Origin of the sequence: Rhodococcus sp. YH3-3, assembly GCF_001653035.1 — a bacterium.
Classification (GTDB): Bacteria; Actinomycetota; Actinomycetes; order Mycobacteriales; family Mycobacteriaceae; genus Rhodococcus_F; species Rhodococcus_F qingshengii.
Genome location: NZ_BCWH01000002.1, coordinates 2401373 through 2417652 on the forward strand (window position 1 = coordinate 2401373; position 16280 = coordinate 2417652).

The following is a 16280-nucleotide window of genomic DNA, read 5'->3' on the forward strand; positions in this document are numbered from 1 at the left end:
GAGCTGTGTGACGTCCGCCGCGACACGGGCGAGGACCCGAGGATGGATAGCGCCCGGCTTTGGTCTACGCTGCGTAGTAATTGGGCCTTCCCTCCGGGCATGCCCTAGTTGAATTTTGTGGCGATCAGGAAGGCGTGAACGTGGCGCAAGGTCGGATCCTTCGGCGAGCGGGGCTGGCAGTATCTCTGGGCATTGCTGCCTTGCTGCTGTCGGGTTGCTCCATCGACAACGAAGTGCTTCGTTTCGGGTGGCCTTCGGGCATCACCCCGGAGGCGACGCGCATGCGTGAGCTGTGGACGTGGTCGGTTGTAGCCGCCCTCGTCATGGGTGTGCTGGTGTGGGGGTTGGTCTTCTGGGCCGTCATCTTCCACCGTAAGAAGAAGGACTCGCCGGAATTCCCGCGTCAGACGGCATACAACGTGCCGCTCGAACTCGGTTACACGGCAGTTCCCTTCGTCATCATCGCGGTTCTCTTCTACTTCACCGTCATCGTTCAGAACCATGTTCTGGACAAGACGGACAACCCTGACGTCGTTGTAGACGTCACGGCCTTCCAGTGGAACTGGAAGTTCGGCTACCGCTCCATCGAGTTCGGTGACGGTTCCGCCAAGTACAACGGAATCGACGTCGAGGCCGAAGAGGCTGCCAAGACCGAGGGCTCCACTGTCAACGATCACGGCGAAGAAGTTCCCGGCCCGATCCACGGCAACAGCACCGAGGACCTGAGTTACCTGCACTACGACAAGATCGAGACCGTCGGCTCCAGCCAGGAGATCCCGATCCTCGTTCTGCCCACCGGCAAGCGAATCCAGTTCGAACTCGCTTCCTCGGACGTCATCCACGCATTCTGGGTGCCCGAGTTCCTGTTCAAGCGTGACGTTCTCCCGAACCCCAAGGAGAACCACTCGGACAACATCTTCCAGATCAGTGAGATCGAGAAGGAAGGCGCGTTCGTCGGGCGTTGTGCAGAAATGTGTGGCACGTTCCACGCGATGATGAACTTCGAGGTTCGTGCGGTTTCGCCGGAGGACTTCGCCAAGTACATCGAACTGCGCAAGGGTGACGCGGAGGGCAAGGGTGGTCTGACGACCGCTGAGGCTCTGCAGGCAATCGGTCAGTCGCCGGTGGCTACGTCGACCACGCCGTTCAACACCGACCGCGAGTACCGTCAGGCAACCGTCGCCACTGCAGGCAACTGAGCCGGCCAGCCTCTTCACTGAACAAGGACAAGTGCTGATATGAAGATCGAAGCCAAGCTCTTCGAGATCCTGACGATGTTCTTCATTCTCGTCGCGATCATCTACGGAGTGTTCACCGCTCTGTCACGCACAGGTATCGAGTGGGCCGGACTGACGGCCATCGTCCTGTCTGCAGGTCTGACGCTCATCGTGGGTACCTACTTCCGCTTCGTCGCCCGTCGTCTGGACACCCGTCCCGAGGACTACGACGACGCTGAAATCTCGGATGGTGCAGGAGAACTGGGCTTCTTCAGCCCGGGTAGCTTCTGGCCGATCCTGCTTGCCGCTGCTGCTGCACTCGCGGCAGTGTCGCTGGCGTACTTCCAGCCGTGGCTCATCGCAGTCGCAGTTGTCTGTGTGCTCGCCGCAGCCGCAGGCCTGGTGTTCGAGTACTACACCGGACCCGAGAAGCACTAGTTTCACCCGCACTCGAACAGAGGCGCCGCACCCACCCGGGTACGGCGCCTCTGTTGTCGTTTATGTACGTTTCGGTGGTAGGAGGGTGCCTGTCAACAGCCGCTCTCTGTCAATCGTGGAGCGAGTATTCGAGGTCGTAGCGGTGCAGACCGTCGACGACCTCGAGCTCGAGAGTGCCTGAGATGCCCTTCAACTCGCCGGTTCCGGACCCCGGCACGATCTCGTACAGAAGCTTCTGCGTTCCGTCGATCATCTGACCGAACTGCTGCAGGGCGAACGATCCCACAGCTTCGTCGACCTGCCCCGTGACAAACTCCAAAGCGACATAGCCCGCTGCACCGGCTGTCGGATCGCCCGCGGACAGCATCAGTCCGGACGACGTGCCTTCGACGCCGCCGATGAACGTCTTGTCGAACTCGAAGCGTCCGACGCGTCCGGAGAGCTCAGGATCGGCGGGGCGAAGATCGATCTCGAAGGTGCCGCGTGCATGGGATGTCATGGTCCGAGTATCTCACCAGGCGACAACGCCTCGAGGGGACTCCCGAGAACGTGCAACACTCGGTAGATGATTCTCGAACATGCCGTCCTGCAGGTCGATCCGTCGCAGTCAGCGCGTTTCGAGGCCGCATTCGACGTGGCCCGAACCATCATCTCCGAGGTTCCCGGATTCATCAGGCTGCGGCTCTCGCACTGCCTGGAATCACCGGAGCGATATCTCCTGCTGGTCGAGTGGGAAGACGTGGAGTCACACACCATCGGGTTCCGTAAGTCGCCAGGATACGAGAAGTGGCGAGAACTTCTCCATCACTTCTACGAGCCGTTCCCGACGGTGGAGCACTATTCGACTGTGCTCGAGGTCTAGCAAAGCGTAGTGCCTGCTGTTGTCGGCGCTCAGACGACGGACCGGGGGAGTGGTGCCCACTTGGAGGTTGTCCATACTGAATCGCTCAGAGAACGAGTGAGGCCCCGAACCGGAATCCGGTTCGGGGCCTCACTGGTCAACTGACGTTCTTAGTGGAGTTCTCCACTTGAACCATCGGACTTGCCGTTGGTTCGGTTCTGGTAGTCCAGAAGGATCTGAAGCTGCTCGTGCTCAGCTTCGTGATGAGCGGCTTCGAGAGCCTCGCTCTCCTCGACTGGGTCAGCGGTGATCAGGCTACCGCTACCGGGCTTGCCGGCGAGGCCGAGCTTGTTCATCTTCTTCGGGACAGCAGCACCCTGGTACTCGAGCGGGATCGGGTGTCCGTGCTCGTCGACGGGGCCGAGCGGCTGGTGGATCTCGATGTACTGGCCGTTCGGCATCCGCTTGATGATGCCGGTCTCGATGCCGTGTTCGAGGACTGCACGGTCACTGCGCTGCAGGCCGATGCAGAACCGGTACGTCACGAAGTACGCGATGGGCGGAAGGATGACCATGCCGATACGGCCGATCCACGTCATTGCGTTCAGCGAGATGTGCAGGTGGTACGCGATGATGTCGTTGATGCAGGAGATCGTGAGCACCAGGTAGAACGCGATGGACATCGCACCGATAGCGGTACGGACCGGCACGTCGCGCGGGCGCTGCAGGATGTTGTGGTGAGCGTCGTCTCCGGTGAGACGCTTCTCGATCCACGGGTACGCGATTAACAGTGCGAAGACGAGGCCCATGATCAGGGCGACGGCGAACACTGCAGGGATCGTGTACCGGTTGAACAGGTAGATCTCCCACGCCGGCCACAGTCGAGCAAGGCCGTCCGTCCACATCATGTAGATATCGGGCTGGGAACCTGCCGAGACCTGTGACGGGTTGTACGGACCGATGTTCCACACGGGGTTGATCTGGAACAGACCACCGAGCAGTGCGAGCACGCCGAAGGTCATGGCGAAGAACGCGCCACCCTTCATCGCGAAGACCGGGAGGATGCGGACGCCGACGACGTTCTGTTCCGTACGGCCGGGGCCGGGGAACTGCGTGTGCTTCTGGTACCAGACCAACGCGAGGTGGCCGGCGATCAGAGCCAGGATGATGCCCGGGAACAGCAGCACGTGAGCGACGTAGAGACGCGGGATGATGAGGTCGCCGGGGAAGTCGCCGTCGAAGATCAGCCAGTGCATCCAGGTACCGACGATCGGGATACTCATCGTGATACCACCGAAGGCGGCGCGGAGGCCGGTGCCCGAGAGCAGGTCGTCGGGGATGGTGTAACCGAAGAAGCCTTCGAACATCGCCAGGATGAGCAGCAGGCAGCCGATGACCCAGTTCGCTTCACGTGGGCGACGGAAGGCGCCGGTGAAGAAGATGCGAGCGAGGTGAACGATGATCGACGCCGCGAACATCAGTGCAGCCCAGTGGTGAATCTGGCGAACGAAGAGACCGCCGCGCACCTCGAAGGAGATGTTCAGGGTCGTCTCGTAGGCGCGAGACATCGTGACACCGCGAAGCGGCTGGTATGCGCCCTGGTAGACGACGTGTGCCATCGACGGATCGAAGAACAGCGTCAGGAACACACCGGAGATCAGCAGGATCACGAAGCTGTAGAGCGCGATCTCGCCGAGCATGAAGGACCAGTGCGTCGGGAAGACCTTGTTGATCTGCCGGCGCATGCCTGCGGCGAGGTGGTAGCGGGAGTCCATAGCCTCCGCTTGTCCAGCCGCTGCCGCGCTGATCTTGGACGGTTTGGTTGTTGTTGTGGTCACGGTCGACGCTCCCAAAATGCCGGGCCGAGTGCTTCGATGAAGTCACCGTCGGCGACCAGGAAGCCCTCTTCGTTCACTGTAATAGGCAACTGCGGAAGTGCGCGAGCAGCGGGACCGAAGATCGGCTTGCCGTAGGTCAGTGCGTCGAACTGCGACTGGTGGCAGGGGCACAGAATACGGTTGCTCTGCTGTTCGTAGAGCGAGGTGGGGCAACCCAGGTGGGTGCAGATCTTCGAGTAGGCGAAGTAATCGCCGTAGTTGAAGCTTTCCTGGCCCTTACGCTTGGTGACACGCGCGGTGTCTTCCGTGCGGAGGCGGATGAGCATCACCGAGTTACGAATGCCGCGTAGTGCTGCGAGCAGAGCGTGCTCGTCGCCACGGTCGGACTCGCGGAACGGGAAGACCGTTTCCATCGAACCGGCATCGAGATCTTCCGGGCGAACGAGGACGATGTCCTCGGGACGGCCGGTGTCACGACGCAGGTAGATGGTCTCGCCCGGGTAGTTCGGGGTCCAGCCGGACACCCACAGAGGTGAGTCGTCGCCCTTGGCCCACGGGTTCTTGATGAGTCCGCCGAGGGGCATGACCATCATGACGCCGAGTGCGCCGCCGCCGAACATCAAGCTGCGCTTGATGGCCTTGCGGCGGGGGAGGGTGGACGTCTCGAGGGTGTCGCCGAGCTCGGCGACGATCGTGCGACGATCGACCTCGGTGGAACCACCGTCGTGGCGGTCCTGGATCGAGACCTCTTCGGGGATGAACTTCTTCGTGAACTGAACGGCACCGATGCCGACGCCGAGGATCGCCAGACCCATGGTCAAGCCGATCAGCGGGGTGTACAGGCTGTACTTGCCGTAGTTCTCGTCACCGGCGCCTGCGTACTCCCAGGGCCAGAACAGGTAGATCGCGATGAACGCGATCGCCGAAACGCCGGCGAGGCCGAACCAGAAGGCGACGTTGCGCTCGGCGCGCTTTTCCGCCCTGGTGCCCTTTACCGACCAACGATCACGGCGGTAGACGACATCGACGCCATCGAGATTGGTACCCAGCTTGACCAGGTCGTCGCGTGACATCGCGTCGAGCTCTTCATCTGTGTACTTCTTAGGCGTATCGCCGCCATGCTGGCCAGCGTCGCTCATGACCTTGCTCCGATCCACAATGCTGCACCGACGACAGCGATGATTCCGACGGCCCACATGGCGAGACCCTCAGAGGCCGGACCGAGGCCACCGAGCCCGTACCCACCGGGGTCCTTCGACTCGCCCGACGACTTGACGTAGGCGATGATGTCCTTCTTCTCCTCGATCGTCAGCTGACGATCCGAGAACTTCGGCATGTTCTGGGGACCGGTAACCATGGCAGCGTAGATCTGCTGCTCGCTGGCCGGATCCAGGACCGGGGCGTACTTGCCCGAGGACAGTGCGCCACCGCGGCCGGTGAAGTTATGGCACGACGCGCAGTTGAGCCGGAAGAGCTCACTGCCGCGTCCGACGTCGCCACCGCGCAGCGAGGACTGGGCGATTTCGCCGTTCTCGTCGCGGATGAGCGTCGGGCCGCCGCCGTTGGCCTGGATGAAAGCGCCGAGGGCGTCGGTCTGCGCAGCATCGAACTTGGGGTCCTTGCGTGCAGCCTGGGCCTCGTTGCGAGCTGCCGGCATACGACCAGAGGAGACCTGGAAGTACACGGCTGCTTCGCCGACGCCGATGAGGCTGGGACCGCGGTCCTGCACGCCCTGCAAGTTCGCGCCGTGGCACGTGATGCATGACGTGTCGTACAGCTGCTTGCCTTCACGAATCAGGGCTGCTGAATCGTCACTGGCGGTCGCAACCTGCGGAGCTGGTGTCAACGCCGAAGCGAGGAAACCTGCGCTGATCAATCCCATCATCAATACGAGCGCGCCAGTGACGCGCCGGCGGATTTTCCGCTGGCGACGCGACTTCGCGGCATTCGCTGAGTTATCGGATGCGGGAGGGGGGGATGAACTCATCTGTATCCCTTTGGTATGTCGGGACGGAACTGGACGTCAGGGGCTGCCTGGGGCGTACAGCTGATTAACGGATGAAATAAATCGTGGCAAACAGCGCGATCCACACGATGTCGACAAAGTGCCAGTAGTACGAAACAACGATCGCGGCGGTGGCCTGGGCGGGCGTGAACTTGCTGACCCGGGTACGTGCGATCAAGAAGACGAAGGCGATGAGACCGCCGATGACGTGCAGACCGTGGAAGCCGGTGGTCATGTAGAACACCGAGCCGTACACGCTGCTCGAAATCGTGGTGCCCTCGTGCACGAGGTGGTAGTACTCGTAACCCTGGCCGGCGACGAAGAACGCCCCCATGACCAAGGTGATGGTGTACCAGCGACGAAGTCCGAAGACGTCGCCACGCTCGGCCGCGAAGACACCCATCTGGCAGGTGAACGAAGATGCGATAAGCACCAAGGTCACCGGCACGGCCAGATAAAGGTTCAATTCGGTTGGCTCCGGCGGCCAATTTCCGTTCGCCTGAGCTCGTGCCACGAAGTACATGGCAAAGAGCCCTGCGAAGAACATGAGCTCACTTGACAACCACACGATGGTGCCAACGCTGACCATATTCGGCCGGTTCAGCGAGTGCACGCGTTGGGTGATTGCCGATCCTGAAGTCCCTACTGCGCTCGTCACAGACAGAAGTATGACGCTTCGTCGTAAGAGACGACCACTCGGGTCCACCATCGGCGCGTCGCTCGGCTCGAGTTCGCGGGATCGGGCGGCGAACGCGCTGGTGGCGTGGTCGGAATATGCTGGCGCGATGGCAGCTACACACAAGAGTAGACCGTGGTTCCTGAGAATTTTCGGCACGAAGATTCCGACACCGCTCGATGCAGGGCGGTCGGATCTGGTCGTCGTTGCCGAAGGCTTCGACGACGCCGAGGCGAGCTCGACGGCTCTCGAACGTGCCGCCTCCACCGAGCCGGAGTTCAGGGCGGAGTCCGAAGTGGTTCTGCGGCATCATCTCGACCTCCCGGAGGGCTCGGTAGCCGATGCCGAGAGCATCGTCGCCCAGGACGGATATGTGCGAGGCGTGGGTCGGCCCGAGGACGTGACTCCGGTGGTCGAGAATTCGGTTCGCGTCGTCTTCGAGCGTGTCCAGGTGCTTGACGCCCTGCATTGCTCCCAGGAGCGGTCACGAATGGCTGGTCTGGCGCAGCGACTCGGTGGTTCGGTCGCCGGGTGGGACGCGCTCCAGCCCCCGATACTTGCGGAGGCGCCGCCCAAACGCGGTCGCAGAAAGTCCTGAGCGGCCCTATTCGGTTTCCTCGTTACCTCACTGACTAGGCTGCGAGGGTCATCGGCAGCACAAAATGGCAGCGCGAAACGACAGCTCGAAACGACAGCTCGAAATCCAGCCCACTTGAACGACAGGGGACCAAGGCACTATGGCCGGCACCGACGCATCCAACGCCGTGAACGTCGATTCGAGTGCAGTGGTGCGGTCCTGGCCGATGATTCTCGGTTTGCTCACGGACGGCAGTGACTTGTCGGAAGCCGACAGTCGCTGGGCTATGGGCGAGATCATGTCGGACAACGCCACCTCCGCTCAGATCGCTGCTTTCGGGGTCGGTCTGAAGATGAAGGGAGAAACCCCCGCGGAGTTGGAAGGGCTCGCCGCCGCGATGCTCGAACACTCCAGGCGCGTGCCGGTCGATTCCGACGTCGTCGACATCGTCGGCACGGGTGGTGACCGCTCCAACACGGTGAACATCTCGACGATGGCCTCGATCGTGGTTGCCGCGTCCGGTGTGCGAGTTGTCAAGCACGGCAACCGCGCTGCTTCGTCCAAGAGCGGTGGCGCCGACGTGCTCGAGGCGCTCGGCGTTCGCATCAACCTCGGGCCGGAGCAGGTTGCGAGGTGCGTCGAAGAGGTCGGCATCGGCTTTTGTTTCGCGCCGGTCTTCCATCCCGCACTGCGCTTTGCGGCGGTGCCTCGCAAGGAAATCGGCATTCCGACGGCATTCAACGTGCTCGGTCCACTGACCAATCCGGCTCGTCCGCGTGCCGGGCTGATCGGGTGCGCATTTCCGAAACTGATCTCGGTCGTCGCGGGAGTCCTTGCGCAGCGCGGCAATTCGGCGTTGGTGGTACGGGGAGACGACGGACTGGACGAACTGACCACATCGACGACGTCGACGGTTCACATCGTCGGGGGTGGAAGTGTGCGAACTGTCACGCTGGATCCGCGTGACCTCGGAATCGACCGCGTTCCTCTCGAAGAGTTGCGTGGAGGCGACGCCGAAATCAACGCCACGGTCGCCAGAACGCTGCTTTCCGGGCAGAAGGGGCCGGTCCGGGACGCGGTCCTGCTGAACGCGGGAGCAGCCATCGCGGCATTCAACGGTGTCGGCGACGATCTCGAGAGTGCGATCTCTGCCGGGATGACTGCAGCCGCTGCCGCGATCGACAGCGGCGCGGGCGCTGAACTGCTTCACAAGTGGGCGGCGCTCACCGCCGAGCTGGCCGACCAAGCCTGATCGAGGGGCTATTCACCCAGCGAGAAACCGGCCTCGACGTCTGCGCTGGAGAATGACTGGAACGCAATGTGTGTGGCGGTTCGGAGAACGCCGGGCACCTTGTTGATTCCTCCGGTGACCACGTCGGCGATCTGGGCGTGGTCACGCACTTTCACGATGGCGATCAAATCGACGTCACCTGCGCACGAGTAGACCTCGGTCACTCCGGACAGGTCGGCGACGGCCTGCGCGGTTTCCGGGATCCGAGCGGACTCGGCGTGAATCATGACGATGGCGTTGATCATTTTTCTCCTCGATTTCCCTGCGGGTTGTGATGACCCGGTGGTTTCGATCGAGCTTAGGGGTGCCGCCCCGCCGTTACGTCATCGATGTTCGGATTCGGTTCCGGCTCGGGCGAGTCGGCACCAGGCTTCCCACTTGCCGGCGCCGCTCACAGGTTCGACGTATCCGGATGTCGCCGACACGATTCGGACACCGTCCGACGAGAGCCACCTTGCGATCAGTCCCAGTTCTTCGGGTGACGCGCCGCGGAACGGGGCGTCGTCCGGTAGGACGGTTTCGGCCGCCGCGGTGATGGCGTCGACGACGGGCATCGGGTGAGTCCCACGTCTGGCGAGCCCGGCGGACGCGAGACGCCCGGACCGGATCACCGACAGCTCCCAGCCGCCGTCTCCGGTGGGGCGGGCGAGAACGAGTTGTTCGATCGCCGCGACTGCAGCGAGTCGCTGAGTGCGCCGCACTGCGGTGGCGACTGCGACCGTTCGGTCACGCAGACGCGCAGCATTCTCGAACAACGCGTGTGCGGACAGCTCGTCTATCCGGGCCTGCATCTGTTGGAGGGGAGTGTCGTTGGTTCCTCGGAAGAATCCACGCACGGCCTCAGGGGCGGCCGCGTAGTCCTCTGCGTTGATTTCCGGGGTCCAGGAGGCTGGACACGCCCCCAGTTCGCGAGCGGGGCAGTCAGGGCCGTGAACGGCGCCGCGTCCGAGACGCTTGGTACACGTGCGCAGACGACTGAACTCTGCGACGGTGTCGGCGACGTCGACTGCGTCGGCGCGAGAGGTGAACGGGCCGATCGAATCGGCCGTGGGCGTGCGAACCACGGACAGTCTCGGAAACGCCTCGTCGGTGAGGGTGATCCACCAACCTCGCTTGGGAAACTTGGAGCGACGGTTGTACGGCGGCGCATGCGCGCTCAGCAGTCGTAGTTCACGCACCCCGGCTTCGAGAGCGTGCGCGCACTCGACATGGTCCACGCGGGTGGCCAGCGCGACCATTTCCTTCATCCGGCCGCGGGTCTCCGAACCGGTGAAGTAGTTGCGGACGCGGCGTCGAAGGTCGGTAGCAGTTCCTATGTAGAGGGCTTCGTCGGAAGGACCGCGGAAAAGGTAGACACCGGGGCTTCGCGGCAGGTTTGCGGCGAAGGACCGTTTGGCCCGTTGATGCGAGGAAATGTTGGGCAGGTAGTCGACTAGTTCGCTGTAACTGTGGACACCCTGGTTTCCGACCCTGTCGATCAGTCCGTGGAGGACGTCGACGGTCGCACGCGCGTCGTCGAGAGCCCGGTGCGTCGGCTGGGTGGTCACTTGGAAGAGATGGGCGAGTGCGGAGAGTTTCACCGAAGGTGCTTCGTCGCGTGTGAGTACGCGCCGGGCGAGTTTGACGGTGCACAGGACACGGAACGCAGGCCACGGGCGCGCGCTGCGTGACGCCGCTGCTTTGAGGAAACCGATGTCGAACGGCGCGTTGTGTGCCACCAGCACCGCGCCCTCGGCGAACTCGAGAAATGCAGGCAGGACACGTTCGATGGGAGGTGCGCCGATCAGCATGGCCGTGGTGATTCCGGTCAGTTCGACTATGTAGGGCGGAATCGACCGGCCGGGTTCGACGAGTGTTGCCATTTCGCCCAGTACCTCGCCGCCGCGGATCTTGACGGCGCCGATCTCGGTGATGGAGTCCTGGTCGGCGCTGCCCCCTGTGGTCTCGAGGTCGACGACGACAAATGTTGTCTCGCTCAGCGGTGTGTCCAGTTCGTCGAAGCTCAGTTGCCGCCCGACGTCGAACTTCTCCCCGTCGGAGAACGGGGGCGGAGACGGAAATTCTCGGGCCGAGGCGGGACTCACACCGCAGACAGTAGAAGTACCCCCCGACACGAATTCGAGAGTGCAGACACGGAATCCGACCCGCACGGACTTCCGTTGCGAAATCGGTCGATGAACGCCCGACAAAAGTAGGAGAGACGAGGATCACACTTGCGGTGGGAACTCGCGAATGTGGACGCGCGCCTACTTGTGAGTAGGGCGAGTCGAGGGGGTCTTCGGTGCGTCTGTCGACGGCTGAAACCGCGTCCGTGACCGGAACAAGTTCTAGTTTCAAGTAATCATCGTTGAACTGCATGGAAGATCGGATTGTCGGGTTTGGTGAGCCTTGGCAGTGGGTAGCGGGCGCGGGTTTGACGGCCTGGAGTGGGTCGCCGAACCGACCTGTTGTTATCTCCCCGTGACCCGCCGGGCGTATCGCGGGCGCGGCACCACGATTTCCGGCGAATCGGGCGCGATTGTCACGAAGCGGTCGACATCGTCGCGATCATTTCGTAACCTTCCTGAGACCTAACGAAGTCTTGCCGGACCAAACAGGACCGGCATCGTCAGGAACCGCCTAATCGGGATCTCCGCGAGGAACCCGAACCGGGAACCCAAGTTTCCACTGGGGTGAATCCCGCCTGGGGTGCAGCACGCAGGATCGCTGCAGACCACGCGGGTAGGGCTGATCTTCCCAGCCCGAACCCGTCAGCTAACTCGGTCGGCGGATGAATGGAAGAAATGGAGCACCCCTTAAGTGGCGTCACAGAGTTTCAAGCGTTCAGCGCAGTTGGCAGTAGCCGGCGCGCTCGCAGTCGGAGCATTCGCTGCAACCGCTGCACCTGCCTCGGCAGACCCCATCACCATCCCCGGCGTCGGCACGTTCGAGGTTCCGGGCGTTTCTATTCCTCAGTTGCCGGTCATTCCGGGCATCACCGACATCGCACCGGCTGCACCGGCCGCTCCCATCTCCAGTGTTGGTGAGCAGGCAGTTCGCGCCGCAGAGAGCAAGCTGGGCTCCCCGTACGTGTACGGCGCAGCCGGCCCGGACGCATTCGACTGCTCCGGTCTCGTTCAGTGGGCATACAAGCAGGCCGGTCTCAACCTGCCTCGCACGAGCTACGACCAGGCTGCAGCCGGCGTTGCCGTCGCACAGTCCGATCTTCAGGTCGGCGACGTGATCTCCTTCTACGGCGGATCGCATTCGGGCATCTACGCCGGTAACGGCAATGTCATCCACGCGTCGACCGCTGGTCAGCCCGTGAAGCTCGCTCCGGTGTCCTCGATGCCGTACGACGGCGCTCGCCGTTACTGATTTCTGAACACGCTCGACGGCTGTCTCCGGTAGGCAGTCGGAACGATCCGCCGCTGTGATGCGGCGGAGCTCGGGGGAGCTCCGGATCTTCGAATGTGGGCCTCGAATCTTCGATTCGGGGCCCACATTTTCGTTTCGCGACAATTCGCCCGGTACTTCACCCCGACACGCCTACCGGCGAGTAGACACAAACGTATGCCGTTCCGTAACCTTATCGAGACATTGCGCGGCCGAGACAGGTACTGTGGATAGTTGACAGCCAGCTAACAGATCGTCGACCGGTCCCGGTCGGCGTCGCTTCACCGAGACGGAGAGTTGCATTCCGTGGTTTCATCGAAAAACAACAGTCGAGTACGGGCCGCATTGACAGTGGGAGTGCTGGCGTTCGGACTCGTTGCAGGGCCTTCGATGCAGGCCGGTGCCGACCCCGTCATCACCAACCCCACCGAGGCGCTCGACAAGCTCGGTGAACTCTCCCGGGTTTCCGAGCAGACCAACGAAGCGCTGCACAACGCGCAGATCGACCTCGACGCGAAGCTGGCAGTCGCGAATGATGCGGACGTGCGATCGGCAGCCGATCAGGGTCTTCTCGACGCGGCTTCGGCGCGCGTCGCCGAGTTCGCTCCGGCGGTAAACCGTATTGCCACAGCGAATTACCAGGGTGCGCGAACCAATCGCCTCTTTGCGTTGATGGTGAGCGACTCGCCGCAGCAGTTGCTCGACCAGATGTCTGCGCTCGACGTGATTTCCAACGACGCGGCAGTACAGGTCTCTCAGTTCAACCAAGCCACTGCCGATGCGCGTGCCGCCTCGGAAGCGTCGAAGCGATCGGCCGAAGAAGCGCGAACCGCCGCCGATCAAGCCCGCGCGCTCAGTGACGATTTGCAGCGCAAGCAGAGTGAACTGCAGACGCAGATCGCCGACGTGACCAAAGCCTTCCAGAATCTCACCGACGACGAACGTAACCAACTGAGCGGTACGCCTTTCCCGCCGGACGTCGATCTCAGCAAAATTCTGGCTAACTTGACCCCTGGCTCGGGTGCTGCTGCTCTGCAGGCAGGCCTCACGCGGATCGGTGACCCGTACGTCTGGGGCGCGACCGGCCCGAACGAGTTCGACTGCTCAGGTCTGGTGGTGTGGGCCTACAAGCAGATCGGAAAGACTCTGCCGCGATCGAGCCAAGCGCAGGCGCAGGGCGGTGTACCGGTGTCGAGGGACCAACTACAGCCCGGCGACGTCGTGACTTTCTACAGCGACAACTCGCATGTCGGCATCTACGCCGGCGACGGAAACATTCTGCATGCGTCGACGTTCGGCGTACCGGTGAAGGTCCAGTCGATGGCAGGCATGGAGTTCTCCACTGCGCGTCGTTACTGACGGCTTGCTGCGCCCGAGCGGCGTGTGGCCAGCCGCCGTGAAGCGTCGAGTCGAGTTCTCCTACACTCGGCACCGTGCCGACTGAACCGATGACGACGCCCGACGTCGGCGCAGATCGACCACGCCGTTGGGAGTATCCGGCCCTCGTGGCGCTCGGTGTAGCCGTGGTGCTCGTTCTGGGCCTGACGATCTTCCTGACGAACAGGTCCGATTCCGACGAAAATGCCGCCGCCGAACAGGACGCGGAACGCAGCGCTCAAGTCCAGAGCTTTCTCGATGCATGGGCCGCGGCTCAGATGTCCGACGATCCGTCGGGGCTGGCGAAGTTCGTCGACAGTGCCGCCGCACCCGGTGTGCTCGAGGCGGAAGTTCGACGAGCCACTGCTGCGGGAGCGCTTGAATTCTCCGACTGGGGATACGAGATTCCCAGCGGCGGCCTGACTCCGGCGCCGCGAACCGGTGCGCCGGGCGGAGACGTCGAAGTATGGAATGCGCAAGTTCTGTTGCGGTACGCCCTCGACGGCGTCGACGCATTGCCCACGCGCAAGGCAGTGTCCATGACGCTCGCGAAACGCGGCGATCAGTGGTCGGTTCTTGCGGACGGGTCGATCGTCGGACTGGACGGCGCCCGAACGGCGGGCGAATCCTGGAACGGCCCCTGGGACTTCGGCCCGCTTGCCGTCGCAGAGAATTCTGCGGGTAACGCGCTGGTGATCGGCCACCCGGGTCAGCAGGCGTTCGTCGACGCTTTGGCTGCCGATGTGGACTCAGCCATCGAGAACACGACGCAGTTGTGGGGGCCGTGGTGGTCCGAGCGCGCGGTGCTCATGGTGGCGGGGTCCGCTGAGGAATTCACCGCACTGGTCGGCTCCCATCACGACGGCGCTTCGATTGCTGCAGTGTCGGTCGCGGATGCGACGGCGGACGGGTCTTCCGACGTGAGTGGCCAGCGGGTGGTCTTCTCGCCTGCCGCGGCTTCGAGGTTGACCGACATCACCAGGCGAACGGTGTTGCGCCACGAACTGATGCACATAGCCGCCCGATCGAAAACCCGTGACGGGTCGCCGATGTGGGTATTGGAAGGGTTTGCCGAATACGCGGGAAACCGTGGATCCTCGCGGGCCTGGGGTGAGATCGCGCCGACTCTGGCGGCAGCGGTACGCTCCGGCGATACTCCGACCGAGTTTCCGGACGACACGCAGTTCAGCGGTGTACCGGTCGTGAGTTCACTGGCGTACGAATCGGCGTGGTCGATCAACGCGTATATCGCCGATCGATTCGGAGAAGCAAAGCTGACCGACCTCTTTCGCGCTCTCGCCTCCGGAAAGATGACGGCCGAAGACCTCGATTCGCGGATCCGAGCGGTCGTTGGCGTCGGAACCGAGGAACTGCGAGCCGGATGGGTCGACTGGACCAACAGCCATCTGGGCTGAGTAGTTCGCGGCTGGGTCGATTGCAGCGGCGAGGTGCCCTTCGCACGTTTGAAGCACCGAGTGCCCTACGGTGGACGGATGCGCCGGACCCTCTTGGTGACCAACGATTTTCCTCCTCGCCCCGGAGGTATCCAGTCCTATCTCCACACGTTCGCCGGGCATCTGCCGCCGGACAAGTTGGTGGTGTACGCACCGCGGTGGCGGGGCGACTCGCACAAGAAGTTCGATGCGGCACAGCCTTTCGAGGTCGTTCGGCACCCGACGACGCTGATGCTGCCGTCGCCTTTTGTCGCTCGTCGAGCCGCGAAGTTGGTCAAGAAGCACGACTGCGAGTCGGTCTGGTTCGGTGCGGCAGCGCCGTTGGCGTTGTTGGCGCCGGTTGTTCGACGTGCCGGAGCGAGCCGAGTGATCGCGAGTACTCACGGCCACGAGGTCGGATGGTCGATGATTCCCGGTGCGCGGCAGTCGTTGCGTGTGATCGGTGACCACACCGATGCGGTGACGTTCGTCAGCAAATACACCCGTGGGCGGTTCTCGGCGGCCTTCGGCCCGCAAGCGGCGCTCGAGCACCTTCCTTCCGGAGTGGACACGTCAGTGTTCCACCCGGACTCGGTCGCCCGCGCGGAACTGCGTAAGCGATACGGGCTGGGCGAGCGGCCCACGATCCTGTGCCTGTCGCGGCTCGTGCCACGCAAGGGGCAGGACATGCTCATCAAGGCGCTGCCGACCGTACGCAAGAGCATTGACGGGGCGGTACTGGTGATCGTCGGAGGTGGGCCGTACGAGGACTATCTCCGCCAATTGGCGCGTAAGACCGGGATGGACGATCACGTCGTCTTCACGGGCACGGTGCCCGCCGCAGAGTTGGCGGCGCACCACACGATCGCCGACGTGTTCGCCATGCCGTGCCGTACCCGAGGCGCCGGATTGGACGTCGAAGGACTGGGAATCGTCTACCTCGAGGCCTCGGCTACCGGTGTGCCGGTCATCGCCGGGCGCAGTGGTGGCGCTCCGGAAACGGTGCAGCAGAACAAGACCGGGCTCGTGGTCGACGGCACCTCGGTTCGCGACGTCGCCGAATCCGTGATCGAGGTGCTGTCCGATCGTGATCGCGCGGCCGCGATGGGAGCAGCCGGCCGGGCATGGGTTGCCGAAGACTGGAAGTGGGACACGCTCGCTTCGAAACTGCGTAATCTCCTCGGCTGAGCAACCGGGACTCGAACGCGAACG

Annotated in this window: 16 protein-coding genes and 1 riboswitch; of the genes, 9 read left to right on the plus strand and 7 right to left on the minus strand. The window is 63.0% G+C overall.

What is annotated here, in order from left to right:
• Positions 1-134: 134 nt before the first annotated feature.
• Together YH3_RS24225 and YH3_RS24230 are read left to right on the plus strand one after the other, a co-directional pair.
• On the plus strand, positions 135-1199 hold the full coding sequence (locus YH3_RS24225; RefSeq protein ID WP_007730054.1) for a cytochrome c oxidase subunit II: 1065 nt from the start codon (positions 135-137) through the stop codon (positions 1197-1199).
• 39 nt (positions 1200-1238) lie between these two features.
• Positions 1239-1655: a cytochrome c oxidase subunit 4 gene (locus YH3_RS24230; protein WP_003941723.1), complete on the plus strand. Its 417-nt coding sequence runs from the start codon at positions 1239-1241 to the stop codon at positions 1653-1655.
• A gap of 109 nt (positions 1656-1764) precedes the next feature.
• On the opposite strand, the gene YH3_RS24235 is transcribed toward YH3_RS24230, so the two are convergent.
• Positions 1765-2154 (minus strand): DUF3224 domain-containing protein, encoded by a 390-nt coding sequence (locus tag YH3_RS24235; protein WP_063316159.1) that lies wholly within the window; start codon positions 2152-2154, stop codon positions 1765-1767.
• Positions 2155-2220: 66 nt separating this feature from the next.
• Here YH3_RS24235 and YH3_RS24240 point away from each other — a divergent pair, with 66 nt between their 5' ends.
• On the plus strand, positions 2221-2517 hold the full coding sequence (locus YH3_RS24240) for an antibiotic biosynthesis monooxygenase (RefSeq protein WP_019748908.1): 297 nt from the start codon (positions 2221-2223) through the stop codon (positions 2515-2517).
• Between the two features lie 149 nt (positions 2518-2666).
• On the opposite strand, the gene YH3_RS24245 is transcribed toward YH3_RS24240, so the two are convergent.
• The 4 genes from YH3_RS24245 to YH3_RS24260 all read right to left on the minus strand — a co-directional run bounded on the left by YH3_RS24245 (position 2667) and on the right by YH3_RS24260 (position 6997).
• Positions 2667-4271, minus strand: coding sequence for a cytochrome bc complex cytochrome b subunit (locus YH3_RS24245; protein ID WP_007730057.1), 1605 nt, complete (start codon positions 4269-4271; stop codon positions 2667-2669).
• A 59-nt stretch (positions 4272-4330) separates the two neighbouring features.
• Positions 4331-5473, minus strand: coding sequence for a ubiquinol-cytochrome c reductase iron-sulfur subunit (locus YH3_RS24250; RefSeq protein ID WP_007730058.1), 1143 nt, complete (start codon positions 5471-5473; stop codon positions 4331-4333).
• Positions 5470-6321, minus strand: a complete 852-nt coding sequence (locus tag YH3_RS24255; RefSeq protein ID WP_003941682.1) for a cytochrome c — start codon at positions 6319-6321, stop codon at positions 5470-5472. The genes YH3_RS24250 and YH3_RS24255 overlap by 4 nt, the downstream gene beginning before the upstream one ends.
• Positions 6322-6385: 64 nt before the next feature.
• Positions 6386-6997, minus strand: coding sequence for a heme-copper oxidase subunit III (locus YH3_RS24260; protein WP_007730060.1), 612 nt, complete (start codon positions 6995-6997; stop codon positions 6386-6388).
• Positions 6998-7124: 127 nt separating this feature from the next.
• Here YH3_RS24260 and YH3_RS24265 point away from each other — a divergent pair, with 127 nt between their 5' ends.
• Entirely contained in the window at positions 7125-7613 is a 489-nt protein-coding gene (locus YH3_RS24265; protein ID WP_030537046.1) for a hypothetical protein, read from the plus strand.
• A 139-nt stretch (positions 7614-7752) separates the two neighbouring features.
• Positions 7753-8844: an anthranilate phosphoribosyltransferase gene (gene trpD, locus YH3_RS24270; RefSeq protein ID WP_003941751.1), complete on the plus strand. Its 1092-nt coding sequence runs from the start codon at positions 7753-7755 to the stop codon at positions 8842-8844.
• 8 nt (positions 8845-8852) lie between these two features.
• Here trpD and YH3_RS24275 read toward each other — a convergent pair whose 3' ends face one another.
• Together YH3_RS24275 and YH3_RS24280 are read right to left on the minus strand one after the other, a co-directional pair.
• Positions 8853-9128, minus strand: coding sequence for an Lrp/AsnC family transcriptional regulator (locus YH3_RS24275; protein ID WP_003941677.1), 276 nt, complete (start codon positions 9126-9128; stop codon positions 8853-8855).
• Positions 9129-9206: 78 nt separating this feature from the next.
• Complete coding sequence (locus YH3_RS24280) at positions 9207-10967, minus strand: DEDD exonuclease domain-containing protein (protein ID WP_193777186.1); 1761 nt, start codon at positions 10965-10967, stop codon at positions 9207-9209.
• Positions 10968-11489: 522 nt separating this feature from the next.
• A riboswitch (cyclic di-AMP (ydaO/yuaA leader) is annotated at positions 11490-11668 on the plus strand.
• Positions 11669-11682: 14 nt separating this feature from the next.
• On the opposite strand from YH3_RS24280, the gene YH3_RS24285 reads away from it, so the two are divergent.
• From YH3_RS24285 to YH3_RS24300, 4 genes are all read left to right on the plus strand, one after another.
• Positions 11683-12240 (plus strand): C40 family peptidase, encoded by a 558-nt coding sequence (locus YH3_RS24285; RefSeq protein ID WP_003941754.1) that lies wholly within the window; start codon positions 11683-11685, stop codon positions 12238-12240.
• Between the two features lie 324 nt (positions 12241-12564).
• Entirely contained in the window at positions 12565-13617 is a 1053-nt protein-coding gene (locus YH3_RS24290; RefSeq protein WP_003941704.1) for a C40 family peptidase, read from the plus strand.
• A 74-nt stretch (positions 13618-13691) separates the two neighbouring features.
• Positions 13692-15050 (plus strand): peptidase MA family metallohydrolase, encoded by a 1359-nt coding sequence (locus tag YH3_RS24295; RefSeq protein ID WP_223304499.1) that lies wholly within the window; start codon positions 13692-13694, stop codon positions 15048-15050.
• 78 nt (positions 15051-15128) lie between these two features.
• Positions 15129-16256, plus strand: coding sequence for a glycosyltransferase family 4 protein (locus YH3_RS24300; RefSeq protein WP_064444143.1), 1128 nt, complete (start codon positions 15129-15131; stop codon positions 16254-16256).
• Positions 16257-16280 lie beyond the last annotated feature (24 nt).

Excerpts from the sequence above, each read along its gene's own strand:
- YH3_RS24230 (WP_003941723.1), top strand. The coding sequence starts at position 1,239 with ATGAAGATCGAAGCCAAGCTCTTCGAGATCCTGACGATGTTCTTCATT.
- YH3_RS24235 (WP_063316159.1), bottom strand. The coding sequence starts at position 2,154 with ATGACATCCCATGCACGCGGCACCTTCGAGATCGATCTTCGCCCCGCC.
- YH3_RS24240 (WP_019748908.1), top strand. The coding sequence starts at position 2,221 with ATGATTCTCGAACATGCCGTCCTGCAGGTCGATCCGTCGCAGTCAGCG.
- YH3_RS24245 (WP_007730057.1), bottom strand. The coding sequence starts at position 4,271 with ATGGACTCCCGCTACCACCTCGCCGCAGGCATGCGCCGGCAGATCAAC.
- YH3_RS24250 (WP_007730058.1), bottom strand. The coding sequence starts at position 5,473 with ATGAGCGACGCTGGCCAGCATGGCGGCGATACGCCTAAGAAGTACACA.
- YH3_RS24255 (WP_003941682.1), bottom strand. The coding sequence starts at position 6,321 with ATGAGTTCATCCCCCCCTCCCGCATCCGATAACTCAGCGAATGCCGCG.
- YH3_RS24265 (WP_030537046.1), top strand. The coding sequence starts at position 7,125 with ATGGCAGCTACACACAAGAGTAGACCGTGGTTCCTGAGAATTTTCGGC.
- trpD (WP_003941751.1), top strand. The coding sequence starts at position 7,753 with ATGGCCGGCACCGACGCATCCAACGCCGTGAACGTCGATTCGAGTGCA.
- YH3_RS24275 (WP_003941677.1), bottom strand. The coding sequence starts at position 9,128 with ATGATCAACGCCATCGTCATGATTCACGCCGAGTCCGCTCGGATCCCG.
- YH3_RS24300 (WP_064444143.1), top strand. The coding sequence starts at position 15,129 with ATGCGCCGGACCCTCTTGGTGACCAACGATTTTCCTCCTCGCCCCGGA.